Source organism: Alteromonas sp. KUL106, assembly GCF_009811415.1.
Lineage (GTDB): Bacteria > Pseudomonadota > Gammaproteobacteria > Enterobacterales > Alteromonadaceae > Alteromonas.
On the sequence record NZ_BLIG01000051.1, the window covers coordinates 72,609 to 99,157 of the forward strand.

Here is a 26,549-nt window from a genome sequence, read left to right on the forward strand (position 1 = left end):
CCTTAATCGGCCAATGATTATGCTTTGACGAAAGTAATATTATTTTCTTTAATAATTTTGCTTATGCTGGGCGGCGGCGTTTTATCGCAGACCAAGCAATCGACCTGAGAGATATGCCCTTGCTCGACCATAGCGCGACGCTCAAATTTGCTGTAGTCAGCAGCGAGAATAACATGTTGAGTATGTTCCAAAATGGCTTGTGAAACTTTGACTTCACGAAAGTCAAAATCGAGCAGCGCACCGTCTGAACTAATACCACTTATACCTATTATGCCGTAGTCCATACGAAACTGACTTATAAAATCACACGTTGCTTCACCAATGATACCACCGTCGCGATAGCGTACTTCGCCAGCAGCAATAATTACCGAGAAGTCTTCTTTTGCTGACAAGATAGTTGCAACATGGATGTTGTTTGTTACAACATGCAGGTTTTTATGATTGAGCAGTTTAGTAGCAATAAGCTCAGTCGTTGTACCTATATTGATAAATAAAGACGCACCATCGGGGATCATGGCGGCAACAGCTTCAGCAATTTTCTCTTTTACTTCACTGTTTTGCGTTTTACGTTCTTGATAAGGCGTATTTTCCCAACTTCTATTTAACCCTGCTCCACCGTGATAGCGACTTACCACACCGTTTTCAGCAAGTTGGTTTAAGTCTCGTCGAATAGTCTGAGGTGTGACATCGCAAGTTTTCACCAAGTCGTCAATCGACATAAAGCCATGCTGTTTTATAAGGCCAACAATTTTTTCGTGTCGTTGCGTTTGGTTCATTGCGCGTCCTCGAGTTAAAAATTGCCGTAGATTATACGTGCTTAAAATAAAAGTTCCCATTATTAAACGAACACCAAATGTTCGTTTTCGAAAATATAGCATTGTTAAACGGGTGTAAATAATGCAAACTCTACGAAAACTATCTTCAGGAGTGGTCTCATGGGACAACATATTCTTGCCATTGATCAAGGCACAACAAGCTCTCGCAGTATTATTTTTTCGTCGAACGGAAGTATAGAAGCTATTGCTCAACAAGAATTTTCGCAAAAATACCCGAAAGATGGCTGGGTTGAACATGATCCAGAAGAGATTTGGGAAAGCGTTACCGCTACCCTTAAGGAAGTTTTTAACAAATGTAACTTAGTGCCATCTGATATTGCTTCTATTGGTATCACCAACCAACGAGAAACCACATTAGTATGGAACAAAACCACAGGTAAACCTGTGTATCCAGCCATTGTTTGGCAGGACAGACGCACCGCACAGTATTGTAGAGATTTCAGTGAAGATGAATCATTTGTCTCTTATATCACTGAAACTACAGGGCTCTTACTTGACCCTTATTTCTCTGCAACCAAAATAGCCTGGATACTGGATAATGTGGAAGGTGCCCGCGAAAAAGCAGAAAACGGCGAGCTACTCTTTGGAACGGTCGATACGTTTTTGATTTGGCGTCTCACTGGTGGAGAGTCACATAAAACCGATGCCACAAACGCGTCTCGCACTATGTTGTTTGATATTAATAATCAGCGTTGGGACGAGAAATTACTGAGCAAGTTCAATATTCCCCTATCAATGCTGCCAGAGGTAATGGACTGTGCCGCTGACTTTGGTGTTATCAAGGAAGACATCATCGGTAAAGCCATTCCTATCCAAGGCGTAGCAGGCGACCAACAAGCCGCTCTCGTCGGTCAGGCGTGTTTTGAAAAAGGCATGGCGAAAAGCACTTACGGTACTGGATGCTTTATGATCTTAAATACCGGAGAGAAGCCTCTAACGTCGAAAAATCGATTGCTAACCACTGTAGGCTATCGTCTTAATGGAAAGACTACTTATGCGTTAGAGGGCAGTATTTTTATGGCCGGCGCTACGGTGCAATGGCTTCGAGATGGGTTAAAGCTCATTGACGACGCCGCAGAAACTGAAGCGCTCGCGCAGCGTGCCAGACAAGACAACGGCGTATTCCTTGTGCCGGCATTTACAGGGTTAGGCGCACCGTATTGGGACCCAGATGCTCGAGGTGCAATTCTGGGGCTGACACGTGACACAGGCATAAGCGAAATTGTTGCCGCAGGCTTGCAATCTGTTTGCTATCAAACCAAAGACCTTCAAAAAGCCATGGAAAGCGACGGCGCGCGCCCAACGACCATTCGTGTCGATGGGGGCATGTCGCGTAATGACTGGGTTATGGGCTTCTTGTCCGACATTTTAGGTGCTGAAGTAGAGCGACCCGAGATCACCGAAACTACGGCGCTCGGCGCCGCATTTCTCGCAGGATTGCAGTCTGGCCTTTTCAATTCTATTGATGACTTAACCCAGTGTTGGAAGAGTGATAGCGTTTTCACTCCTAGATTGACAAAACAACAGCGCGATAAAGCATATGACGGCTGGAAAGAGGCAGTTGCCCGTATTCGCTGCTCCTAATTTTCCCTTATTTTTCTGATTGTTAATAAAGTGCGGTTATAAACCGCACTTTTTTTATACAAAAATATTTTTTATAACATTGTAATTACATTGTCATTTTGTGCTAGTATTGGAATCAAGGTAAACGTTTCACCTTTTACCTTGAAACATAAACCCTATATTTTTCATAATGTTACAAATAATAATCACGAAAATATAAGGTTAAATGTGTAAAAGTATTGTTAATAAGCTTGATCCGCACATACTAAAAACGTAATTTAAGTGCAAAATACGTTAAAACGTAGCCTACTCACGGAGAAAACACAGTGACACATAAAATTAACACATCACAGTTAGGCCCTATTGCAAGACGCTCACTTTTAGGTGTTGCTATCGCCTCTGCCCTACACGCACCGATTGCATTGGCCCAAGAGGAAACAGCCGCTACTGAAAAACAAGTTGAAGTCATCGAAGTTAAAGGTTTTACCAGCTCATTAAAGGCATCAATGTTAGACAAGAAAGCTTCAGACGTCGTTTATGATGGTATTACGGCTGAAGACTTAGGTAAATTTCCTGACCAAAACGTTGCAGAATCACTTCAGCGCATCACCGGTGTCGCCATTGACCGTTCAGGTGGTGAAGGTCAATTTATAACCGTGCGTGGTTTCGGTCCAGACTTCAACACCGTATTAGTAAATGGTCGTCAAATAGCCACAGAAAACCAAGGCCGTGCGTTTAGTTTCGATACGCTTCCAGCAGAACTGATTAGTGGCGCAAAGGTTTATAAGAGCCCGTTAGCGTCGATGCAAGAAGGTGGTATAGGTTCAACCGTTGAAATCACAACGGCCCGCCCTTTTGCATTTGATGGCTTCAAAGCAGTAGCCAGCGTTAAAGGCATGTATGAGGACATTTCAGAAGAAACCTCTCCTCAAATGTCAGGCCTTGTGACTAACACTTTTGCAGACGGCAAACTTGGCGTTTTAGCCGCAGCATCATTCCAACAACGCGAGCTACAAACAAACATTTTAGAAACGCGTTATTGGCGTCCGGGCGTCAGCATTACTGACCGCTCTCAACTAGGCAACCCTGAATACGCAGACTCAGCGCAATACAATGGCGTATTTATCCCTCAAAACTTTGACCAGATTGTAGACCTTGTAGACCGCGAAAGAACATCAGGCACACTTGTCGTTCAGTACGCACCTAACGACGACATGACGCTAACATTAGACGGCCTTTATTCAAAGTTCGAAGTAGACTCTGATGCGCACAGTGTTGGCCACTGGTTCTCAGACGGTAACCTTGACAATATGTCATTCACCGATAACGGCAGTCTTTCAGGTGTTACGAGCACCGTTGTTGACGGCGTAGGTGGTGCAACAGATTTTATTCGTCGCCGCTATGGTCGCGATGTTGAGATTCAAGCAATCGGTGCTAACTTTGAATGGATCGTTAGTGACAATCTTACTGCGAATATTGATTTGTCTACGTCAACTGCAGAAGACAGCAGTGGTGGGGATAACTTCTTCACTGTTGTGGGTTACAACAACGAATATAGCGTAGATTTTTCTGGTTCAACGCCGACTTTATCCGTTGCTGGCGGTGATGCAGCATTGCAAACCCCCTCTTTAGGTCGTATGCATTACAACGAACGTAATGGCTTCGACACAGAAGATACTATTTCTGAATATCGCGCCGACTTTACGTGGGTACCAGACTCAAACAACGCATTCTACAAAGCAGATTTCGGTGTTTATTATCAAGATCGTGAAAAATCAAATACGCGTCGTTTCGCTTCTGCTTGCGGCGTATATTGCGGTTATCAAGTAGACTTACCTGATGAATTACTCACTTTGTTTACAGCAGACAACTACTTTGCGGGTGTGCCTAATCAATGGCTAACTTACGACCCTGAAGCATTTTTTGAGTATGCTGCATCTGATGCGGGTGTTCAGGCATTTGCAGATGCTTACGGCGTTCCGTTTGATGCCGCACGTGCACTGGTTGATTCTACAAACATTTCAAACCCACAGCCGGGCAACGATTCTTTCGTAGTGAGTGAAGAAGTATTGAGCGCTTACGTGCAATTCTATTTCTCCACTGAAATTTCTGATATGCCTTTAGACATCAACTTCGGTTTCCGCTACAGCGAAACAGACACGTCTGTTGATGGAACGAGTCAGATAGTACGAGATCTTGAACCTATTCCAAACGATCCGTCAGACCTTAACATTGTTTATGAGACTGATTTTGGAACACCGGTGAATGAGAAGAACAGCTACTCTTCACTGCTTCCTAATGTCAACGTTAAGCTTGAATTAACGGACGAGTTATATCTTCGATATGCGTATTCAGAAACGCTTACCCGTCCGATGATGGATGACTTGGTTCCTGTATTCAACGTAACAGTAGCACGTCCAGGCAACTTACAAGCTCAGGCGGGTAATACCGCGCTTAAACCTTATAGCGCAACAAGCTGGGATGTGTCATTAGAGTGGTATTATGACGATACAAGCTACTTCTCTGCAGCAGCGTTTAACAAAGAAGTGGAAGACTTTATCGCTGGCGATGTAGCTGACGAATCACTTTTCCTTGATAGTGGTGAGTATATCTTCAGCGTATTACGTCCTAGAAATGGCGAGACGTTAGAAGTAGAAGGGTTAGAGCTTGCTTGGTTGCATACGCTTGAAAGTGGTTTTGGTATTCAAGCTAACGCCACCATTGTAAACTCTGACGCAGAGTTCAGTCTTCCTGGTTTAGGCAACTCGCAGAATATCACGTTGTTCTACGAAAAAGACGCGTTCCAAGCGCGTGTAGCTCTGAATAATCGTGAAACGTTTATGCAAGAAGCGGTAAGTTCACTTGGTGGAACAGAGCCTCGCTTCACTGAAACGTATACTCAAGTTGATATGAGCGTAAGCTATGACATCAACGAGACATTTACGGTATTCTTTGAAGGTATAAACATTACTGACGAAGAGCTCACACGTCGTGGCCGCTTGACAGAACATTTCGTTCAGCAAGTTGCAGACGGTGCTCGTTACGCTGTAGGCGTACGTGCTAACTTCTAGTAAAACATAGTATTTCAAGGGGGCGTTTCTGCCCCCTTTTTGTCTTTAATCTGCTGAGGAGTTTTTCGTGTCAGGCAGCTTAACCCAACTTGTCGTTTTTATTTTTATCACCGCGCTTATTGGCCTTCTTACCTACTTGAAATGTCGCGGTCACGGGCACAGTAAAGCTAACGAAAACAAAGAATATTTTCTAGCAGGCGGCGGACTTACATGGATTTTCGTCGCGGGCTCAATTACCTTAACAAACCTGAGTACCGACCAACTTGTTGGTATGAATGGCAATCAAATGGCCCTTCTAGCTTGGTGGGAGTTTGCTGCTGTAGCTGGATTGATCATTTTAGCAAGAGTGTTTCTACCGGTTTACTATCATTATCAATGCACAACAACCACTGAACTGCTAGAAATGCGCTATAACAACAAGCATATTCGTGCGTTGATAGGACTGCTTTTTTTCTTAGGAAGTAGCCTTATTTTCATGCCTGCAGTCATTTATTCAGGCTCCCTGTTCATGATCAACATGTTTAATGTAGACATTCCACTTATGTACGTGGCGACTGCATTTGCACTTATTGGTGCGTTTTACGCCATTTTTGGCGGTTTGCGCGCGGTGGCCGTATCAGACACTTACTCTGGAGTCCTTTTACTTGTGATGGCAATAGTGGTGGTGGTTTTAGCATTAATCGCTATTGATTTTGATTTTTCGGGTATTCCAGCAGAACGTCTTACCCTTATCGGGGACAATGATTCACCTCTTCCTTGGCACACCTTACTGACGGGTATGATTTTCATTCAAACCTTTTATTGGAGTACCAATCAGGTCATTACACAGCGTGCAATGGCGGCACCGAACCTAAAGGAAGCGCAAAAAGGTGTTTACGCTGCCGCGATTATACGCTTCATCATAGTACCGACTATCATCGTTGTGCCGGGCATTATCTCATTTAAACTTTATGGTGACATAAACGACGCGGCTTATGGCACCTTGGTAGGTGATGTACTCCCAGAATGGTTATCTGGAGTGTTTGCTGCGGCATTGGCAGCAGCCGTTTTAACAACTTACAACAGTAACTTGAACTCTGCCACCGCACTTTATGTATGCGACATACACGAAGCTTATATACAGAAAAAGCCTAATGTGGCCCGTTTAAGCGGCATTGTTACCGCAGCATTGACCATAGTATCGCTATTGATGGTACCGATATACGCCCAAGCGGAAAGTATTATTAACTTACTCCAGCAGCTTTTCGGTTTATTAAGCATGCCGATTCTATCAATCTTTATTGTCGGGTTATTGTTTAACAACGTAAACGCTAACGCTGGCATTGCAGCTGTGGTATTCGGCGTAGGGCTTTACGCCTACTTTAGCTTTGTACATGCTCCTTTCGGTTTGCACTATATTCATTTAATGTTAGTGACTCTCGTTTGCTGTATCGCACTTGCGCTTTTACTAAACCGGCTTGTTTTCAGGCAAAAAGCGGAGTGGCGCGGTCGACTTGTAGACGATGAAAGCGTTCATGGCTAAAAGAGCTTTTTTCATGGTGTTGCTCAAATGAATCAGATAGTTATTGTTGGCGGGGGAACAGCAGGATGGCTTACGGCCGGCCTGCTCGCTGCAACACACTGCAAACCTGATGATGCGGGCAATTTATTGTCCATCACAGTTATTGAATCAGAATCAGTTCATCCCATCGGCGTTGGCGAAGGAACATGGCCTACCATGCGCCATACGTTATCTAAAATTGGGATATCTGAGTCAGATCTGGTTAAACGCGCCAGTGCCACCTTCAAGCAAGCTAGCAAATTTGTAAACTGGCATCATAGTGGATTAGGTAATGCATATTACCATCCATTCAGTGCACCCCAAGGCTCTGCCAATTTGGATATCAGCCCATATTGGCTTTCAATGAATACAGAGCAAGGACAGTATGCGAGTGATGTTTGTTTCCAACCCTCTTTATGCGATGAAGGGTTGGCGCCAAAAATGTCACCACAATCCAATCAAAGCTTCGTTGCAAATTATGGATATCACTTAGATGCAGGGCAATTTATCGAGTTACTTCGTTCGCATTGCGTTCATAAGCTAGGCGTCAATCGCATAGTAGATGACGTCACATCGGTCCAGCAAAATGAAATGGGGATCAGTGGTCTTAGCACTCGTGGACACGGTGAAATTCAAGCTGATTTATATGTCGATTGTTCCGGTTTTAGCGGCCTACTCATAGATAAAGCGTTAAATATCGAGCTAACTGATGCTTCCCATATTCTTTTTGCTGATAGAGCGCTGGTTTTTCAACTCCCTTACCAAGACCCGAACGCTCCTATTGCTTGCTATACCCAATCTACAGCGCAGAAAGCAGGGTGGGTGTGGGATATTGCCCTACAGCATCGCAGAGGAACAGGCTATGTTTTCAGCTCTCGCCATCAAGACGATGAAGCGGCAAGGGAGACCTTCGCAGACTACTTAAAGCTGCATACTTCAGATTCCATAGATACCTCATCATTCAGGGAAATACGTTTTAAAACAGGTTATAGGAAGAAGTTCTGGGAAAAGAATTGTGTAGCGATAGGGCTCTCTAGTGGGTTTTTAGAACCTTTGGAGGCTTCTTCATTGATGCTTATCGAACAAAGTGCAACTTTACTTGCCGAACAACTTCCTGCTGACAAATGTGTTATGGCATCTGTAGAAAGACGCTTTAACGAACAGCTTAAAGGTATGTGGGAAAGCGCGATAAACTTTCTTAAACTTCATTATGTACTTAGCAATAACGACTCGCCGTTTTGGAAAGACAATCGCAGCAGTGAATCCATTCCCTTTGAACTATCTGAGTTACTAGAAGAGTGGCGTTTAAGACCCGTGTTAGAAAGTGACTTTTCGCGAACCAGTGATACGTTTAGCGCACAAAGTTACCGCTATATTCTTTATGGAATGCTTGATAAAGCCGAAGGCGCGACGGCCAACAGTTTTTATAAAAGGGCATTAAAGCACGTCGATTTCGCCAACAAACAATTGTCTTTAAACAAAGCTCTCATTAAACAACTACAAGCCCGTATGCCCTCACATAGAGGCCTAATCGACAGCTTTTTTAAGTGAATGAATTATGTCTAGAACTCGTTTTATTCCTCTTGAACCTGTTAAACACAAGAGCATCAAACTTAAAAATGACCCAACGTTTAGTCATTCAAAATTATTCAACTTCGTAAACATTGGGTTTAATGAAATCGCCACTCTGAGTGGCTGCATGCCGCTTGTTTTAGTGCACGATGAGGCCTCAGACGTTTTATCTTTAACCTGTTGTTTGGGTTTTGAGGGGTTTGGTAACGTGTTCTATCACGAGCGACAGTGGCTGGGCCATGCTGTTCCATTAAGTGTTCAGTGCTACCCATTCAATTATTCAATTGATGAACAACGAGTGAGTGTTTTAATCGACGAAAACAGCACACGCTTTACCAATATTGATGACGTTGGGGCTGCGCTGTTCTCAAGTGATGGACACCCCACCACATTGCTCAAACAACAGCAGGAAAATCTTGCAGCCTTGCTTGAAGGCCAACAACAAGCTAATGCGTTTGTCGATATATTAAAACAATACGACTTACTGGCTCCACTTTCTGTTTCAATAACGCGCGCCTCGGGGCAAATAATTCATTCAAGCAACCTCTATTCTGTTAATGAAGAAAAATATGCGCAATTAGAAGCTGACACGATTGTTAAGTTTCATAAAGAAGGTATTTCTATGGCGATAAACGCCATGCTACTTTCCCTGAGACAATACAATAGGCTAGTGCAGCTTACTGAATCACTCGAAGACCCTGCCACACGGGTTGGTATTAAACTTAACAAACCTATGTAAAACCTAACACAAGGCGCAGCATATCCTGCTGCGCCCGTCAGTTCTATTCTTAAAACAACATGTGCCACAATCATCTATACATGTAAAATGAGGTTTTTATGTCGTCACTTTCTCAATTCGTACGCCTGTCGAACGAAAAAGTCACCTTAATATTCGACTGTCAGGGTCGTATGCCAAAAGTCATTTACTATGGTGCGCCATTAAGTGACAGCACAACGCCTGAAATGCTCAGCGTTTTAAACACACGCCAAGAAGCTAAGTGTGCGCCTGTTATTGAGCCTCCTATTTCACTCGTGCCGACCCACGGTGAAGGTTGGACAGGTCAGCCTGGGCTTGAAGTATCAGGCGATGCAGATCAATGGTCGGCGGGCTTCAGTTTGATTGACATTAATCAAGAAGGGTTATGCGCCTCTTTTATCGCTGAAGACACTCATCGCGGCATGCGCCTTATTACTACTGTTGAACTCGATGCAGAGACTAGCGTTGTTAAATACGTTTCTCGCATTGAAAACAGCGGAAGCAGTGCGCTAAACCTCAGTTATTTAAATGCTGCGAGTCTTCCACTGCCGACGACAGTAACCAAAATCAAGACATTTGAAGGCCGCTGGTCAGCAGAGTTTCAAACTAAAGATCACGATTTATTCTTTGGTAGCTATGTGCGTGAAAACCGCCGTGGCAAAACCTCTCACGACACCTTCCCTGGCCTGATTGCATTCCCTCAAGGGACGGGAGAACTGCAAGGCGAATGCTATGGTTATCACCTGGGCGCTTCTGCAAACCATAAGCTTCGCGCAGAACTAATGGCTGACGGTAGAAGCTATGTTCAATTTGGTGAATTACTATTCCCAGGGGAAGTGGTTCTTAGTGCAGGAGAAAGCTACACATCACCTGTGCTTTATACTGGCTATGGCTGTGAAGGTTTCTCTTCCCTGTCGCAACAGTTCCACAATTTCATTCGCAGCAATGTGCTAAATCACAGCGCTGAATCTAAGCCTCGCCCTGTACACTACAACACGTGGGAAGGGATTTATTTCAACCATAATGAAGAAGAACTTAAAGCCTTAGCTGATAAAGTAGCGCCATTGGGTATTGAGCGTTTCGTGTTAGACGATGGTTGGTTCAAAGGACGCAGAAACGATAAAGCGGGTCTTGGTGACTGGTTTGTGGATGAAGCGATTTATCCTGAAGGATTAGATGGGCTAATTGACCATGTTACTGGTCTTGGCATGGAATTCGGCATTTGGTTTGAGCCAGAAATGGTTAACCCAGACAGCGACTTATACCGCGCACACCCTGAATGGGCACTGCATACTGAAAACAACCCTCACGTTCCGTTCAGAAACCAATATGTGTTGGACTTAACCAACCCTGAAGTGGTTGAGTACCTGTATAAAGTCATTACCGATGTCCTAAAAGCGTATCCCAAAATTAGCTACATTAAATGGGACATGAACCGCGACGTAAACCATCCAGGCAATCTTCAGGGTAAACCGGCAATGCATGGTCAAATGGCCGCGCTTTACAGCTTAATTGACCGTGTCAAAGCCGCAAAGCCAGGCATTGAGATTGAAAGCTGCTGTTCAGGCGGCGGCCGTGTAGATTTGGGCATATTGCCACACACTGACCGCTTCTGGACGTCGGACTCTAACGACGCACTAGACCGATTGTATATTCAACGCGGCTGCTCTTATTTTTTCCCGTCTGAAGTAATGGGTGCCCATGTTGGCCCACGTGACTGTCATATTACGGGCAGACACTTACCTATTGAGATTCGTGCGGCTGTGGCCTTGTTTGGTCATATGGGTATCGAGATGGACCCGCGTGAACTGACAGATCACGAGCAAAAAGTATTGGCCAATGCCATTTCGCTCTATAAGAAATATCGTCATATAACACACGGCGGCGATCTGTTTCGTATGGACGATGACGGCATGAATGTGAAATTTGGTTATGTATCAAAAGACAAACAAGAAGGCATTTTTGCTTATAACAGTGTGATAGAAACCGTACGCACCACGCCTAACCGTTTTTACTTCGCAGGGCTTGATGCTGACAAGCAATACACCATTGAGCGAGTATGGCCTGAAAAGCTAAAAGAATACACGCCATCTATTTTGCAGCAAACTGAAGGGCACGTATTCTCGGGTGAAGTCCTAATGAAATATGGTATGCAGCTGCCGGTACTCTTCCCACAAACTGCATTAATTTATACCGTAAAAGCGGTGTAGCTTGTTAAAGCACGACGCGCGATACAAAACATAGACTACAAAAGACGAGGCGAGTGGCGAGGCGTTAAGCCGCCGCTCGCTTTTTTAATGCCTTTTTAATTTTCTTGAGTGTTTTAGAAAAACGCTCGTCCTTATCCTCTTTGATAGCTTCAACCACCTCTTGTGCTTCACTGAGGTTGTTGGCGTTAAGAAGGAGTTCGGCTAGGCGCAGCTGGGCCCATTTGGCAGTCGGCAGGCCGTCGGTATCAATTGTCGCGGTTTCATAATCTTTCAAATAGCTTTTTAGCGTGGTGATGCCCAGATCCGTGTACTCGCCACTTTCAACAGCAACTTGCCCTAAACGATATTTTCCATACATAAGGCTAGCTTTACGCTTCTGGTAAGTATCCCATTCTTCACCGTCTGTTTTCGCAACCGGAGCTAAATCCGTCTCTGATAAGGGCAGCAATGTATTGTAAGACGCAGCGTACTGCTCGTTGCCTAAATAGAAACTGCCTAACTCAACTCTGGCACGAATTTGAGTATTATTATCTTTAATTAAAGAAGCAAATATTGCCTCGGCTTCAGCTTGTTTATCTTCATTGAGGTAAACGTTAGCGAGAGCAAATTGGCCTTCCGCAGGATCCAGTTTTGAAATTGTTTGAGCAAGCCTCATTGCCTCATCGGTGTCACCTCCAGCAATCGATGGCGCCATTAGATGAAACTGCATCAATGCTTGGTAGACAGCCACCTCATCAGGGGCAATTTCTACAGCTTTTTCTAGACTCTCCTTGGCTTTTTTAGCATAACTCAGGGCTGAGAATATACTACTTGAAGCTTGGGCCCCCATTACGCTAGCGTGAGTGTGATAAGCCTTATAATTGTTACTGTAATACTGAATAAATTGATCCGCAGCCTCTTCCGCATCATCTAAATCTATGTTCATAAGCGCAGAAATAAGCATGTTGTGCTGTTCTGGCGACTTTTCTTTAATTGATTCGAGGGTTTCTACAACGTACTTAAAGTCGCCCTGTTTGAAGTAGGTTTGTAACACCTCAATATCACCGACGCTCCCTGGGACACTGCTTTGATCTTTTGCAAGACTTTGGGCCACGATGGTTGAAGGCAATATTATTAGAGAGCAAAGACACAACACTGACACGGTTAACTTACGCATCTTCATATCCTTATGGTTGGGTTTGAAGGTCTATTCCCAGAAAGCACCTTCGGCTACAAGGAGAAAAAAATCATGTTTAATACGTTACGTCAAAAAAAGTGGGGGTACAGCGAAAAGATGTAACAAGAAATAAAAAAGGGTGCTCGCGCACCCTTGATAGAACATTACTTACTTTCTATTTCTAAGCCTAATGCCCAGCGATCATCAAAGCCCTTCCAAGGCTCTGGCTTTTTACCGTCAACCGGCACTTGCGCACTTGAACCTTCGACATTTAGGAACTCACAGTAGTCGGACATTCCTTTGACATGACAGTTCATAAGCGCCAGTGCAAAGTGCTCGTTTATTGCGTTTAACTTTTGCACTTCCCACGCGGGCTCAATGTAGCTACCTAAGTCAAACTCACTACCATAGGCTTCTTTAGGCGCGGGGTGAGGCGCTACATTATGACGCGCATTCTTAATAGTCAGTAATTTAGAACCTTTACTGCCGGTATTTTCAAATAACCACTTAATGCCGTCGTAACCAGAAATATCGTCGTTATCCCCTGCTACATAAAGAACCGGCACCTTGATGTTATTTAGTGATTCAACGTCAAATAGCTGATGTTGACCACCCCATGGTGCAAGTGCGAGTGCCGCTTTCCATGAAGGAAGCACATCATCGCTGCTGTCGTTACCACCGGCACAGGTGTTAAGCGCATTCTTTATTAGAGCAGCTACTTTAGGGTCTTGTGTACCGGTAAAGGTTGCCGCCGCTTGGTCGTTAAATGCGTAGCAACCACCTACGGTACTTACCGCCCCGTAGCCACCCATTGAATAACCAATAATCCCAGCTTTGCTTGCATCTACATTGTCTTTAAAAAATTCGTTTTCGCTGATGCTGTTTAACGTCAGTACTTGGTCTCGTGAGCGATTTAATAATGTGCTTGGAAAACCTGAATACGGGTTTTCTGCAAAATTAACATCTTTGTTCGTGGAGTCTGTATGGTCGATAGCGGCAACGACATAGCCATGAGACGCAAGGTGTTCGCCCAAATAATACATAAGCGTACGGTAGCCAGTATAACCGTGAGAAATAACAATAACGGGATAGCGGGCTTCAGCTTTAGCAATGGGAGCTTCACGACTTGCGTCTGCCTGAATTTCAAATACCTGGCCGCTTCGAGTTTCATTAATATAGGTTGCGGTTTCTCCGCTGCTTTCTGCGGGGTACCACACTTCAAGAGTAAGTGTGCGTTCAACATCATTGCCGGCAATATTTTTCACTGTGTCTGGAAATGTCGCTTCTATCGTTTTGACGCCTACATGATGCGCACCTTTATCACTTAGCGACGGCATCACGTCAGCGGGGAAAGGTTTATAAAGCGTTTGTGCTGCAGATACTGATGTGGATAACATCGCTGTCGTAGACGCTAGAGCAACAGCGCCAAAGAAAAGGGATAACGTTTTCATAATTTTGTTCGTTTTCTCGTTATTTATGGGCGAATTTATAATACCCCCTATTAGAAGCCACACAAGGAAACCACCATTATTATTGGTGATAAAAAGAAATAAAAAAAATTAATGAAACAGAAATTTACTGCTTTGCAGCGTTTATAAAGGCGTTTGAATTTCATGAGCACAGAAAAGAACGGGTATACCCTGCGACTATCAGACTTCTTAACCTCAGCATAAATGTCACTGAAAAAAATGGGTTAAACGTAACACCTAATGTTTGTTATTTATTCAGATAAGCCTTCTACATTTCATCAACAACTGGCTTTAAGCGTGTTAAATCACCATCGACAGTAAAATGAATATCAGTCTCGCATTAGGGGGAAATTACCTCAAAAAAAAGCCGCTGAGAATGCGGCTTTCAATGATTTATTGAGCAATTTTCGGTTTGTTATTGATTAGAACGGGATATCGTCGTCAAAATCAAAATCAGGTTCAGCCATAGGTGGGTTTTTAGGCTGAGAAGGGCTACCACCTTGTGGCGCTTGATTGTATCCACCGCCTTGGTTTGAGTTATATCCCTGCTGACCACCGCCTTGTTGCGGAGCTTGGTTATAACCGCCTTGTGCAGGTGCCTGGTTGTAACCACCTTGGTTGTTCTGAGGACGCTGATAGCCGCCGTTACCGCCGCCACCTTCACCGCCGCGACCGCCAAGCATTTGCATTTGATCGACGATGATTTCAGTCGTGTATTTATCTTGGCCTTGCTGATCTTGCCACTTGCGCGTTTGCAATTTACCTTCAACGTAAATTTGCGAGCCCTTTTTCAGGTACTCTCCGGCAATTTCAGCTAAGCGACGATACATTGTAAGGCGGTGCCACTCAGTGCGCTCTTGAACCTGACCTTGTTGGTCTTTCCAGCTTTCGCTAGTTGCTAGGCTTAAGTTCGCAACGGCGTTTCCGTTAGGCATGTATCTAACTTCAGGATCATTGCCAAGGTTTCCAACAAGAATAACCTTATTAACGCCTTTCGTTGCCATTGATGTCTCCTGTAACGTTTTTAGTGGCTTGCTGCATGAATCGTCTTATTCGGACATCAGCAAGCGCGAAATTTCATCGAATATTAGCCGGTTAGTATATCGTATTTTGTGAGGGAAAATTACAGTTTTTCGCCCTACGTTTACGATACTAACTGCAACACATTCTAGAACTTAACAAAATTTGTTGTCAGCGTCTTCTGAACTTTCGCGTTGTTTTTAGCAACCCTTAGTCAGGGCGTTTAGGTTTAAACGCCCTTTACTGAAGCTACCACCACGTGATGTAAAACGCTGCGGTAAGTATTACTACAGCCAAAGACGCTACGTTAAATCCACTCGTTGTTTTAAATTGCACTTCGTTTAGGTCAACCGCGCTTTCACTAATGCCTTTTTTCTCTAGAAGAGAAACAACCACAGCCAGCGCAACGCAAAGTAAGAACACAATGCCTACTCGGTCGATAAACGGCAGTTCTGGCAAAAATTGTCTAAATAAGAGGCTTAAAACAAATGAACCTAGTGCGGCTAAAAGGCCACCGTTTGCCGTGGTTTTCTTCCAGAACATGCCTAGCACGAATAGCGCGCAGATTCCTGGTGTAAAGAAGCCGGTAAACTCCTGGATATACTGGAATGCTTGATCAAAGTTTCCTAACAACGGTTTAGCCACGATCATTGCTATAATAAGTGCGACAAGGCTCACGATTCGACCCACTTTTACGTAGTGCTGCTGAGACTCGTTTGGACGCTTATCTTTATAAAGGTCCATGGTAAATATGGTAGATACGCTATTTGTCATAGACGCTAGCGAAGACACGATCGCCGCGACTAATGCCGCAAAAATGATACCTTTTAGACCAACAGGCATTAGTGTCATGAGGCTTGGGTATGCTTGGTCTGGCTTCGACAGATCCGGCACGATAAGCACCGCAGCAATTCCTGGTAGTACGACAATTAGCGGCATAAGCAATTTTAGGAATGCCGCAAACGCAATGCCTTTTTGTGCTTCTTGTACGCTTTTCGCCGCTAACGTGCGCTGGATAATGTATTGATTAAACCCCCAGTACGACAGGTTCATAATCCACATTCCCCCTACTAGCACTGAAATACCGGGCAAATCCATGTAGTGAGGGTTATCTTTCGACAAAATCATGTCGAACTTTTCAGGCAACTTATTGGTTAAATCAATGAACCCTTGAATTGCACCGTTGCCGTCGCTGATAAGGTTGAGCGCGGTGTATGATAGAAATAGGCCGCCAAGCACAAGCAGCACCACCTGAATGATGTCGGTTAACGCCACTGCCTTTAACCCGCCATAGAGTGAATAAGTTAGCGAGAAAAGACCCAGGAACATCATACCGTAGATCATATCGACGCCCGCTATGGTATTAATAGCAAGCGCACCAAGCCACAGCACCGCTGTGAGATTTACAAATACATAAACCCCTAACCAGAAGATAGCCATCACTTTGCGCACGCGATGGTCATAACGCTGCTCTAAAAATTGAGGCATGGTGTATATTTTATGTTTCAAGAAAATAGGCAAAAAGAACTTACCCACAATAAGCAGCGTAATGGCAGCCATCCACTCATAAGAAGCAATTGCCAAGCCTAATTGATAACCCGAACCAGACATGCCAATTATTTGTTCAGCAGATATATTGGCTGCGATAAGCGAGGCGCCGATAGCCCACCAGGGTAAGCTCGAACCTGCTAAAAAGTAATCGTTGGTGTCCTTTTGATGTCCCTGCTTTTCACGAGATACCCACCACGCAATTGCAATGAGCGCGACGACGTATATCACAAACAAAGTGATATCTATTGATGCTAATTTCATAGTTTTTCCCAAAGTGTTTATTTTGGGTGCGGCGGTTGTATTTATGCAGGGAACACAGGTGAAAAATTGTTTTTATAATTATTATAGTTTTTGCCACACCAGCGTTGCGCCTTTATATAGACGCATTAACAATCCACTAACTACACAGTTAATGTTCTAAGAACATAAATAGTGAACAGCGAGTAATTGCGGACCTATTAGTACCACACTTTGTTTACTTTTTTTAAGAAGAAATGTGTGTTTTATGTAAAAAAAAAGCCGCAACCTGAAGGTGCGGCTAAGGGAACAACACGTCTTAAAAGTAAAATTGTTTCATGAAGTAAAAATTCATACTTAAAGAGAGGTTTAGTCAGCAGGACACTGTCGCTACGCGAATGCCCCTTGTGTCGCTGTACACACATAGATATCGGCTTTATAGCCGGTTTCATCAAAGTATTTGTCTTCAACCACTTGCTTCACAGCATCCACTTTGTCGGTAGGGGCAAGCGCGACTACGCAACCACCAAAGCCACCGCCAGTCATTCGTACTCCACCTGACTTACCTAGAACATCGTCAATGATCTCAACCAAGTAATCGATAGGGCGTACGGTAATTTCGAAGTCATCACGCATGGAGACATGTGATTGAGCCATCGCAATACTTACGGTTTCGATATCACCGCTTTTCAATGCGTTGCTTGCCGTTAACGTACGGGCATTTTCAGTAATAATATGTCGTGCACGACGATAAACGACCTCTGGCATATGCGGCTTTGCATTTTCCAGCATTTCCATCGTGGCCTCTCGAAGTGACGAGACGCCTAATAATGAGGCACCTTGCTCACATTGTTCGCGACGCAAGTTATATTCGCTATCAACTAAGCCGCGCTTCACATTTGAGTTGATAATAACGATTTGGTGTGAATCAGGTAGAGGTGAATGCTCAATCGCCAGCGACTGACAGTCGAGAAGCATGGCGCTCCCTTCGTTACCCATCGCAGAAATAAGCTGGTCCATAATGCCGCATGAACAGCCCACAAAGGTATTCTCTGCTTTTTGACCAAGAAGTGCTGCTTGCACCCCGTCTAACGGCAGTTCGTACAAAGCACTCAACGCTTTTAATATAGCCACTTCGAATGACGCTGAAGAACTCAAACCAGCACCTTGAGGTACATTTCCAGTTACCAATAGGTTTGCACCACCCACATCTGGCATTGTTTCTTTTAATACTTTTACAACGCCGCGAACGTAGTTCGCCCAACCCTGTTCTTCGTCGTAGACAATGTCAGATAATGGAAATTGATTTTGCTGGCCTTCGTAATCCAGCGCTGTTACCAAAATCTCGCTATCATCTCGTTTAGTAGCTGCAACCCAAGTACCGAAATTAATCGCGGCAGGAAATACAAAACCTTCATTGTAGTCCGTGTGTTCTCCAATTAGGTTTACTCGGCCAGGAGCATGGGCAATAAGTTCCGGCATATGGCCGTATTGCGCTTCAAACTTAGTTGAAAGTACTTGGTTATCCATTCGCATTCTCACGTTTTTTATAATGCACGGTAGACAGCGCTTTTAATCTGTCTGCTGCTTGTTCGGGTGTTAAATCTCGCTGCGCCTCGGCCATCATTTCATAACCAACCATGAATTTTCGCACGCTGGCTGAACGAAGAAGCGGAGGAAAGAAATGCGCATGTAACGTCCACTCTGGGTGCGCCTCATGGTCGAATGGAGCACTGTGCCATCCCATCGAATAAGGGAAAGAGGTCTCAAATAAATTATCGTACTTCGACGTTATCTCGCCGATGATCTTAGCGAGTGAGAGCGACTGGGCACTTGATAGCGAGTGCATTGATTGTACGTCGAACCGCGGTAGCAATAGGGTTTCAAATGGCCATGCAGCCCAGTACGGTACCACAACTACCCACTCATCGTTTTGGCATACAACACGCTCTTGCTTCGCCACTTCCTGTTCTGCATAGTCGAGAAGCATGGGGGTGTTGTTTTCATTGAAGTACTGCTTTAACTGCACCACTTTTTTTGCTGGATCTGTGGGAATATGCTGTTGTGCCCATACCTGACCATGAGGATGCGGGTTTGAGCAGCCCATCATTGAGCCTTTATTTTCAAAAACCTGTACCCAGCGGTACGTTTCACCCAGCTCAGCGGTTTGCGCTTTCCACGTATTAACAACGTCTAAACGCTCTTCATCAGTAAGCTCAGGCAGCGTTTTGCTGTGATCAGGCGAAAAGCAAATTACACGACTACAGCCCTGTTCCGTTTCAAATTGAAAAAGTCCCTTTTTCTCACTCGCTTGTTCTGTGTCTTGCTTGAGCGCAGCAAAATCGTTTTGAAAGACAAATGTCCCCGTGTAGTCGGGGTTAACTTCACCATTGACTCGCGTATTGGTTGGACACAAGTAGCAGGTAGAGTCGTAAGATGGCTTTTGCTCATTGTTAGGCTCTTCTGAAGCGCCTTGCCAAGGACGCTTAGCTCGATGAGGCGACACTAACACCCACTGCCCTAACAACGGATTGTAACGGCGATGTGGATCATTTGTAGGGTCGAAAGGCGTTCCCATAATCACTCTCTCTGAATTGGTCAGTTGCGCAATATTACGCAACACCTAATAGGGTTAAACGTTTACCCTTTCAATCATATATTATGCGTCATTTTTTATCAATTAAGTAACAAAGAAAATTATTTGTTAAATTAGTAACAAATAATTTTCTTTTGCCATTATAGCGGATTTACTGAAGGCTAAACTTATATTTGATTACCGCCTCAAACGTGTCTTCAGGTTTAACGAAACAATTAGGAAATTCGGGTTTGTTTGGTGCATCAGGAAAATGTTGCGGCTCTAAGCATAACGCACCAAGCTGCTCTTCACTCTTGAGACTGCCCGTATAAAATTGCAAACCAGGTAATGTAGTATAAAGCGCCATCACAATTCCCGTGTCGGGTGCTTTAACTGTCGCTTGTGGCTCTTCGCCATTTGGCGCCCGAAGCACATAGTTATGGTCGTATCCGCCCACCATATCAAATAAGCGATGCGTCGCTTGCTGATTTGCTCTTTGTGCTATTGGCGTTGACGTTAAGAAATCAAAAGGTGTGTCGCGTACGTCAACGAATTGTCCGGTTGGCAATAGCGTCCCATCGGCATCTGTTACTCTTTCAGCATCAATATGCAGCTGCGTGGTGCCGACCTTAGTATCCTCACTCAAGGTAAAATAGGCATGCTGGGTAAAGCTCAGCGGGGTTTCTTTATCTGTGGTGGCTGATAACTTCAGTAAAAGTTCATTATCATTATTCAGCGTATAGCAAGCTGTCACCTTGACATTGCCCGGGAAGCCTCCTTCCCCGTCAGGACTGGTCAACGTAAAAATTACGCTAGCGCTTTCCTCTGATTCTTGAGTGTTTGCTTGCCACACCTTTTTGTGAAAGCCGGCAAGACCGCCATGCAGATTATGCTCTCCGCCATTTTTATCAAGCTTGTGTTGCACGCCATTTAAGGTAAATGTGCCTTGGCCTATTCTATTTGCATAGCGACCAACAATTGCACCGCGATAGCTTGAGTCGTCGATATATTCTTGCAACGTATCAAAGGTCTGAACACAACTTATTACCTTGCCTTGTGCATTCTCAACGTTGATTTCTTTGATAATGCCGCCGTAGTTTAACAAGATAACAGACATGCCACTGGCGTTCTTTAATGTGTAAGCACTGACGTTTTCACCGTTCACTTTACCGAATGCAGATACCTTTATTTTCATAACAAATTATTTACCTTAATATGTGCCAATAAGGTAAACATAAACCTACCTTAGGCATATCACTGTGAATATCAGTACTTGAATCCAAAAATTAAAACGTAGAGAGGTTATACGTTTTCCATTTTTTTTTATAGCGTTTAAAACGATAAATATAAAAGGCGGGATCTCTTATAGGCTAATTTCGTGGTGATAAAATTCACACTAGCTTACTGCGCTGTGGGCGCCTTTAGATGAGATGTTTTATCTTTTTTTGTAAATATAATGTACGCTATAGCTATCAGGTGTAACGGCCCTCAATGCATAAAAAACGAAGTTAATAAAGAAAATGGCAACAATAAAAGATATAGCCCAAGCCGCCGGCGTTTCCCTAGCAACCGTATCACGGGTGATCAACAACGGACCGAAAGTGGGGAACGATACTCGAAAACGCGTTAAAAAAATCATGGAAGAAATGGGATACCGTCCCAATGCTAACGCCCGTGCGCTTGTCACTAAACGAAGTGCCTCCTTAGGTGTGGTCATTGCCGAACTTCACGATCCGTTTTTTGCGATGCTCGCCCATGGCGTTGAGTCAGTTACCCGTAAAAATAATGTACAAATTCTGCTTAGTGCAGGCTCTATCGAAAAGGAAACCGAGCTTCGCGCTATTGAAACCTTGTTAGAACATCGGGTTGAAGCCATGGTTGTTCATAGCAAGGCGTTAGACGATGACACCCTTATTGGCTTTGCTAATCAAGTTCCGGGATTTGTATTGATAAACCGTTATATTCGCGAAATTGCAAACCGATGCGTATGGCTAGATAACGTGACCGGCGGTCGATTGATGGCTGAATATGCAATTAACCAAGGCCACGAACATGTTGCCGTTATTAGTAGTCAATATCGAATCGATGACCCCAATCATCGTCTTGAGGGCATAAGAAACGCTATCGACAATGCGAAATTAAGTTTGCCTGAGAGCATGATTGAATACGCGACGCCCGACCAAGAGGGTGGTGAGTTAGCCATGCAAAACTTACTGGCCACAGGGGCTAAGTTTACGGCTGTGCTAGCGTATAACGACGCTATGGCATCTGGCGCAATGACCATGCTGCAAGACCATGGAATCTCTGTTCCCGACCAAGTATCTGTCGTGGGTTACGATGATGTTTTACTTGCGAAATACTGCCGTCCAAAATTAACTACACTTCGCTACCCTGTTGAGATGATGGCAGCAAAAGCAGCTGAGCTAGCGTTAAAATATGCGTCTGGAAGTACCCCGGAAGAGGGACTGACATTTAAATATACCCCTACGGTGGTAAAACGCGATTCCATCGTGAGAATTTAAGCTTAGGCTGTTCACACTTTTTCAAGCTGATGCCTTAAAAACGAAATGTACCTGCCGATGGCGGGTATTTTTTTAGCGATTACGCACCGCTTTGATAGCCTATTAAATGGCCTATCAAAGCGCAGTTTGCGGTATTCCTGCGCAACAAAGATCAACACGCCCTAGACTATTGACAAAAATACCCGCTTGATCGGTTAGCTTATAACTTTTATCCCCAAAGAAGAAATTTGCCTGATCCTACACACGTTTACGATCAAAAATTGCCATGATCTATAGATATAGCGCTACAGGGCTTGATTTAACTAGCATTTCGTGATCACACCATCGACAAGTTAAATGATCGTGATCGACTGTCAAATAAGGCTATTAACAGACTTACCAACAAGGTTTTCCACTAGTTATCCACAGCGAGTTAGAATGGCTTATTCGGTGAATCTGACTAAAAATTGTTTGTACTGTTCAATAGCATAGTCACTTTTCAACGTCGCGTTATGTGTTGCTTCAGGGATGACTGAAATATATTTTTCACTGCTTGACGCATCTTCCAGTAACTGCTGACTAATGGGATAAGGCGTTATTTTATCTTTCTCTCCAACCACCAGCCATAGCGGACCTTCGTAGTGACGCAGAATTGGGGCAATTTGCATACTATGGACTTCGTCATGCAATTTCATCGCGGTAAACGAATTTGAAAAACCCGGCACCATGTTCGCAATCAAATCTGAGATATTGTTAAATGCACCATCTAACACCAAAGCGTCAATTTTTCTGTTCGCCGCAACATAACTTGCAAAATAACTGCCTATACCCCGACCATGAACAATCGTTGGGATAGACGTATCAAACGCACTTTCTACATAGTCAAACTGCGTCAGTGCATCTTGTTTTATCGCGTTAATGCTTAACGCTTTGGCTTTATCGCTAGCCCCCACGCCTTGATAATCTAACCACAAAATATTGGCTGGCAGCTTACCCAATCTGTGAATAACACTGTTGTTTTCACTTATAGGCATGCGGTTATCTGCAAAAAATACAATATTAACAATCGGGTTGGGATAAGACACTGCCACACCTCGCAGTGTCAGGCCTTGTTTGTTTTTAACTTCGATACGGGTAATACCCGCCGCTGTTTTATCGTTTTGGATAGCGCCATGCAGCTTGGTAACATCTAACGACTGTTGTTCACTGTCTTGGTAGAAAAAAGCAGAGGGTGAAACGTTTATTGCGCACCCGCTGAGAGACAGACTCGCTAACAGGCCGAAAAATGCATTTTTAAAGGTCATCATTTAAAACTGTCCGTGTTGAATCATTGCTGTGAAAATCTTCGTTGGCTTTAATCTGGCTGATTCTGTCTCATCATTAAGCCACTCACTATATCGCCACTACGACTATGCTAAGTAAGCTGTTACAGTTTGCAACAGTTGTTCTGTTTCTTAGCACGGCTCATTTTCTTATACTTGAGTGTAGTTTATCCGCACAAAACAAAAATAACTTAATGAAAAATTTAATCTTTTCTATATCTCGCTTCAGGTTCTCAACGCCAGCGTTATTTATCTGTACCCTACCTTTGTTAGTCGCGTGCGAGTCTACTCCTCCTGAACTCGATTCTTCACTCATTCCTGAAGCGCAACAAAAAGACTATCAACTAACGTTATCAAAAGCTAAGGCGTGTCCCATAAAATTAATGGAACTAAGCGATTCACGGGCGAGTAGAGATTTACTTGTAGGCAGCGGCAATGTAGCAGAAGACACGTTATATACGCTTCTTCAACAAAGCTTAGAAAAGATGAATGTTAGCTCAAATATTGACGCAAACAATAGTGTGAAGGTAGCGCTCAATCGTGCGTTTGTGAAAAGTTTGGGAACTAATATGGTTGCCACGGTTTTACTTAACGTTGAATACATGCCCGCTGATGCTGAAAAATACTCACCTGTCACTGTGTTTAAGGGGAAAAGCATGAGTGTCAATGTCAGTGAAGAAGAGAGCAATCAAATTGCCATTGATGCCATAAAAGCCGCCATTGATGATGCCACCAAGCGTATCAAATCGTCCTTATTACACAACTGTGGCGACGGGCTTAGCGAAATAGAGGCGATATAATACCAGTCCGCATAGATGTAAAACATTGAAGTACTGTCAATGAGCGACCCCGTTTGAGCGTTGTTTTCACCACGCTGCGCTCACAGGCTCCCTAGCAGAACCTTTAGTAGATAAGCCGCGTGTTGTGCACCATAAAGCACGACATGCCGCCATCAATAGCCGCCTTCCTGCCCATGTCGGTATCTTCAAACACCACACAATGCTGGGGTGCTACACCCATTAATTCTGCTGCACGCAAAAAGGTTTCAGGGTGTGGTTTACCTTTAGACACATCATCGGCCGTTACCAGCGCTGCTAATTGGTCGAGCAAGCCATGTTCATTTAACACCCATTGGGCGTGCTGCCTGTCTGATCCTGTACCCACAGCAATGGGCATGCACCCCTTGTAGTGATTAAACACATCCAGAGTATCTTGAATAAGCCTTGGAACATGATCAAGCCCTTCAAAGGCCTGTTTCTTATACGCGGCCACTTCTGACGGCTCATGGCTTTTGCCATATTTAGCATTCATCAGATGCACGGTTTCAAAGGTTGGAACACCACCTAAACTATATTGATAATCTCGGTCGAAGGGATAGCCAAATGCCTGGCACGTCAGCGCCCAAGCATCAATATGGGCGCCCATGGAATCAACCAAAGTACCGTCCATGTCAAAAATAATGGCTTTATAGTGACTTAGGTCAATCATGCTGCTCACTTCCTTTTCAAATATTGTAGGGTCCATACCATTAATCCGCATAGATAATTACCCGCTCAGCGAGATTTAAAATGTTCATCGTCGCGGCGTGTTGCAGTAGATACAGTGGTTCTACATCAAGGCGACGCAACAAAAAGTAAAGACATTTTAAGCTGACAACACATCTCGGGCTTTTACCGCGTCAAAGTCACGGTCAACTTTCAGATATACCGCGTTATTTTGACTGTTTAATGTCACTTCCAATACACCAGGCACTAGACTCAGCTCGGCTTCGATGGAAGCAACATTTGAGCTATTTAACTCGGCGTTCATCATCACGCGTTTAACACGGCTCACTTCTTTAACACCAAAAATAATGAACAGCCATAGCAGAGTACTAGCAGCGCCAATGCCATAAGCTAATTCTTGCGACCAAACATCCGTGACTAAACCAGAAATCACACCACCTAAAAACGCGCCAAAAAACTGGAAGCTAGCATAAAGGCCCATGGCCGTTCCTTTTTGCCCCGCCGGTGCGATGCTCGATACCAAGGCAGGAAAATTGGCTTCCAAATAATTAAAACCAGTAAAGAAAAGCACGACCGCGGCACACACCCACCACCAGCTATGGTCTTCTAAACTGAGCGCCAAAAAAGCACCGCCCATTAACACTACACCTGTCACAAGAAGTGACTTAGGGGTGCGACCCCTTGCCGCTCCCATCATAACAATGAGACCCACAATAGACGCGCCAAGCAGAGGTAAATAAACGCTCCAATGGCTGTCTAAAGTCATGTCGAAATTAAGTAGAGTTACCGGTAATTGAACAAACAATAGCGTTATCAGCATGTGAAGAATCATGACGCTCACGTTTAAACGCCATAGCTGTGAAGAGAAGATTAAACGTTTTAACTGGTCTTTTTGTGGAAGTGTATCGCCACTGCTAAGCTGCACTCCGTTTGGCACTACCCATTTCACCAGTGGCATGCAAAGAATGGCCAGAATACCAGTAATACCAAACACACCGGCAAGCCCATAGTTGTTCGCAATAAGTGGCCCCAAAATAACCGCTAGATAGAATGAAAACCCAATGGCGATACCGATAACCGCTAACACTTTGGCTCGCTGGCTTTCTCGGCTTACGTCGGTAGCTAGCGCCATTATCGCGCCGGCAATTGCCCCTGCGCCTTGAAGAATACGCCCCACAATCATCATGGCCATACTGTCGGCACTGGCCGCCACAAAGCTACCCAAAGCAAAAACTGTCAGCCCCAGTAAAATGACGGGCTTACGTCCCCATTTGTCAGACATCATGCCCATAGGAATTTGCAGTGCCGCCTGGGTTAGGCCGTATCCACCCACGGCAAGCCCGACTAATAGCGGCGAATAATCGGGGTAATCCATCGCGGCCACAGCCAACACAGGCATAACCATGAACAACCCCATCATGCGTAGTACGTAAACGGAGGCGAGTGCAAGCGCGGCGCGCAATTCCAAAGCGTTCAAAGCGTCTGTTTCCCTCAATAAATAAAATCAAAAAACAAAAAAACAAAAAAGCGCGCAGAGAATACCTGTTTCTGCAGCATCAAGAATACGGTCGCGAAGTGTAGCATAATACCAGTCCGCATAGATAATTACCCATTCAGCGAGAGTTAAAATGTTCGTCATCGCGGCGTGTTACCGCAGGTATAGT

General features: G+C 44.3%; 19 protein-coding genes. 8 read left to right on the forward strand and 11 right to left on the reverse strand.

The annotated features are described in order from the left end of the window. Window positions 1-17: 17 nt before the first annotated feature. Complete coding sequence (locus tag GVO63_RS17945; RefSeq protein ID WP_159492268.1) at window positions 18-776, reverse strand: DeoR/GlpR family transcriptional regulator; 759 nt, start codon at window positions 774-776, stop codon at window positions 18-20. Window positions 777-935: 159 nt separating this feature from the next. Here GVO63_RS17945 and glpK point away from each other — a divergent pair, with 159 nt between their 5' ends. From glpK to GVO63_RS17975, 6 genes are all read left to right on the forward strand, one after another. Further along, window positions 936-2,420, forward strand: coding sequence for a glycerol kinase GlpK (gene glpK, locus GVO63_RS17950; protein ID WP_159581664.1), 1,485 nt, complete (start codon window positions 936-938; stop codon window positions 2,418-2,420). 305 nt (window positions 2,421-2,725) lie between these two features. Further along, the gene (locus GVO63_RS17955) at window positions 2,726-5,470 is read left to right on the forward strand and encodes a TonB-dependent receptor (protein WP_159492264.1); all 2,745 of its coding nucleotides are present in this window, start codon (window positions 2,726-2,728) and stop codon (window positions 5,468-5,470) included. 67 nt (window positions 5,471-5,537) lie between these two features. Beyond that, entirely contained in the window at window positions 5,538-6,992 is a 1,455-nt protein-coding gene (locus tag GVO63_RS17960) for an SLC5 family protein (RefSeq protein WP_159581666.1), read from the forward strand. Window positions 6,993-7,019: 27 nt separating this feature from the next. After that, on the forward strand, window positions 7,020-8,561 hold the full coding sequence (locus GVO63_RS17965) for a tryptophan halogenase family protein (protein WP_159581668.1): 1,542 nt from the start codon (window positions 7,020-7,022) through the stop codon (window positions 8,559-8,561). Between the two features lie 7 nt (window positions 8,562-8,568). After that, window positions 8,569-9,321, forward strand: a complete 753-nt coding sequence (locus tag GVO63_RS17970) for a SapC family protein (protein ID WP_159581670.1) — start codon at window positions 8,569-8,571, stop codon at window positions 9,319-9,321. A 98-nt stretch (window positions 9,322-9,419) separates the two neighbouring features. Further along, the gene (locus GVO63_RS17975; RefSeq protein ID WP_159581672.1) at window positions 9,420-11,549 is read left to right on the forward strand and encodes an alpha-galactosidase; all 2,130 of its coding nucleotides are present in this window, start codon (window positions 9,420-9,422) and stop codon (window positions 11,547-11,549) included. Between the two features lie 64 nt (window positions 11,550-11,613). Here GVO63_RS17975 and GVO63_RS17980 read toward each other — a convergent pair whose 3' ends face one another. The 7 genes from GVO63_RS17980 to GVO63_RS18010 all read right to left on the reverse strand — a co-directional run bounded on the left by GVO63_RS17980 (window position 11,614) and on the right by GVO63_RS18010 (window position 20,752). Continuing rightward, window positions 11,614-12,705 (reverse strand): lipopolysaccharide assembly protein LapB, encoded by a 1,092-nt coding sequence (locus tag GVO63_RS17980; protein WP_236552204.1) that lies wholly within the window; start codon window positions 12,703-12,705, stop codon window positions 11,614-11,616. A 164-nt stretch (window positions 12,706-12,869) separates the two neighbouring features. Continuing rightward, complete coding sequence (locus GVO63_RS17985; RefSeq protein WP_201281931.1) at window positions 12,870-14,156, reverse strand: dienelactone hydrolase family protein; 1,287 nt, start codon at window positions 14,154-14,156, stop codon at window positions 12,870-12,872. 440 nt (window positions 14,157-14,596) lie between these two features. After that, entirely contained in the window at window positions 14,597-15,178 is a 582-nt protein-coding gene (locus GVO63_RS17990) for a single-stranded DNA-binding protein (RefSeq protein WP_159492252.1), read from the reverse strand. Window positions 15,179-15,443: 265 nt separating this feature from the next. Next, complete coding sequence (locus GVO63_RS17995) at window positions 15,444-17,006, reverse strand: sodium/sugar symporter (RefSeq protein WP_159492250.1); 1,563 nt, start codon at window positions 17,004-17,006, stop codon at window positions 15,444-15,446. Window positions 17,007-17,372: 366 nt separating this feature from the next. Further along, window positions 17,373-18,512, reverse strand: coding sequence for a galactokinase (gene galK / locus GVO63_RS18000; protein WP_159581676.1), 1,140 nt, complete (start codon window positions 18,510-18,512; stop codon window positions 17,373-17,375). Next, window positions 18,505-19,560, reverse strand: coding sequence for a UDP-glucose--hexose-1-phosphate uridylyltransferase (locus tag GVO63_RS18005; RefSeq protein WP_159492246.1), 1,056 nt, complete (start codon window positions 19,558-19,560; stop codon window positions 18,505-18,507). The genes galK and GVO63_RS18005 overlap by 8 nt, the downstream gene beginning before the upstream one ends. A gap of 169 nt (window positions 19,561-19,729) precedes the next feature. Further along, window positions 19,730-20,752 carry an aldose epimerase family protein gene (locus GVO63_RS18010; protein WP_159581678.1) on the reverse strand — a complete coding sequence of 341 codons (1,023 nt, stop codon included), beginning with the start codon at window positions 20,750-20,752 and terminating at the stop codon, window positions 19,730-19,732. Between the two features lie 325 nt (window positions 20,753-21,077). Here GVO63_RS18010 and GVO63_RS18015 point away from each other — a divergent pair, with 325 nt between their 5' ends. Continuing rightward, window positions 21,078-22,079 (forward strand): LacI family DNA-binding transcriptional regulator, encoded by a 1,002-nt coding sequence (locus GVO63_RS18015; RefSeq protein WP_159581680.1) that lies wholly within the window; start codon window positions 21,078-21,080, stop codon window positions 22,077-22,079. A gap of 422 nt (window positions 22,080-22,501) precedes the next feature. On the opposite strand, the gene GVO63_RS18020 is transcribed toward GVO63_RS18015, so the two are convergent. After that, the gene (locus GVO63_RS18020) at window positions 22,502-23,365 is read right to left on the reverse strand and encodes an alpha/beta fold hydrolase (protein WP_159581682.1); all 864 of its coding nucleotides are present in this window, start codon (window positions 23,363-23,365) and stop codon (window positions 22,502-22,504) included. Between the two features lie 209 nt (window positions 23,366-23,574). Here GVO63_RS18020 and GVO63_RS18025 point away from each other — a divergent pair, with 209 nt between their 5' ends. Continuing rightward, window positions 23,575-24,180, forward strand: a complete 606-nt coding sequence (locus tag GVO63_RS18025) for a hypothetical protein (RefSeq protein WP_159581684.1) — start codon at window positions 23,575-23,577, stop codon at window positions 24,178-24,180. A 103-nt stretch (window positions 24,181-24,283) separates the two neighbouring features. Here GVO63_RS18025 and GVO63_RS18030 read toward each other — a convergent pair whose 3' ends face one another. Together GVO63_RS18030 and GVO63_RS18035 are read right to left on the reverse strand one after the other, a co-directional pair. Beyond that, the gene (locus tag GVO63_RS18030; protein ID WP_159581693.1) at window positions 24,284-24,868 is read right to left on the reverse strand and encodes an HAD family phosphatase; all 585 of its coding nucleotides are present in this window, start codon (window positions 24,866-24,868) and stop codon (window positions 24,284-24,286) included. A gap of 156 nt (window positions 24,869-25,024) precedes the next feature. Further along, entirely contained in the window at window positions 25,025-26,362 is a 1,338-nt protein-coding gene (locus GVO63_RS18035) for an MFS transporter (protein ID WP_159581685.1), read from the reverse strand. Window positions 26,363-26,549 lie beyond the last annotated feature (187 nt).

Bases quoted from the DNA above. Each gene is read 5' to 3' on its own strand.
- GVO63_RS17990 (WP_159492252.1), bottom strand. From the start codon at position 15,178: ATGGCAACGAAAGGCGTTAATAAGGTTATTCTTGTTGGAAACCTTGGC.
- GVO63_RS17965 (WP_159581668.1), top strand. From the start codon at position 7,020: ATGAATCAGATAGTTATTGTTGGCGGGGGAACAGCAGGATGGCTTACG.
- GVO63_RS17945 (WP_159492268.1), bottom strand. From the start codon at position 776: ATGAACCAAACGCAACGACACGAAAAAATTGTTGGCCTTATAAAACAG.
- GVO63_RS18025 (WP_159581684.1), top strand. From the start codon at position 23,575: ATGAAAAATTTAATCTTTTCTATATCTCGCTTCAGGTTCTCAACGCCA.
- GVO63_RS17970 (WP_159581670.1), top strand. From the start codon at position 8,569: ATGTCTAGAACTCGTTTTATTCCTCTTGAACCTGTTAAACACAAGAGC.
- GVO63_RS18015 (WP_159581680.1), top strand. From the start codon at position 21,078: ATGGCAACAATAAAAGATATAGCCCAAGCCGCCGGCGTTTCCCTAGCA.
- GVO63_RS17980 (WP_236552204.1), bottom strand. From the start codon at position 12,705: ATGCGTAAGTTAACCGTGTCAGTGTTGTGTCTTTGCTCTCTAATAATA.
- GVO63_RS18005 (WP_159492246.1), bottom strand. From the start codon at position 19,560: ATGGGAACGCCTTTCGACCCTACAAATGATCCACATCGCCGTTACAAT.
- GVO63_RS18030 (WP_159581693.1), bottom strand. From the start codon at position 24,868: ATGATTGACCTAAGTCACTATAAAGCCATTATTTTTGACATGGACGGT.
- GVO63_RS17995 (WP_159492250.1), bottom strand. From the start codon at position 17,006: ATGAAATTAGCATCAATAGATATCACTTTGTTTGTGATATACGTCGTC.
- GVO63_RS17975 (WP_159581672.1), top strand. From the start codon at position 9,420: ATGTCGTCACTTTCTCAATTCGTACGCCTGTCGAACGAAAAAGTCACC.
- GVO63_RS18010 (WP_159581678.1), bottom strand. From the start codon at position 20,752: ATGAAAATAAAGGTATCTGCATTCGGTAAAGTGAACGGTGAAAACGTC.
- GVO63_RS18020 (WP_159581682.1), bottom strand. From the start codon at position 23,365: ATGATGACCTTTAAAAATGCATTTTTCGGCCTGTTAGCGAGTCTGTCT.
- galK (WP_159581676.1), bottom strand. From the start codon at position 18,512: ATGGATAACCAAGTACTTTCAACTAAGTTTGAAGCGCAATACGGCCAT.
- glpK (WP_159581664.1), top strand. From the start codon at position 936: ATGGGACAACATATTCTTGCCATTGATCAAGGCACAACAAGCTCTCGC.
- GVO63_RS17985 (WP_201281931.1), bottom strand. From the start codon at position 14,156: ATGAAAACGTTATCCCTTTTCTTTGGCGCTGTTGCTCTAGCGTCTACG.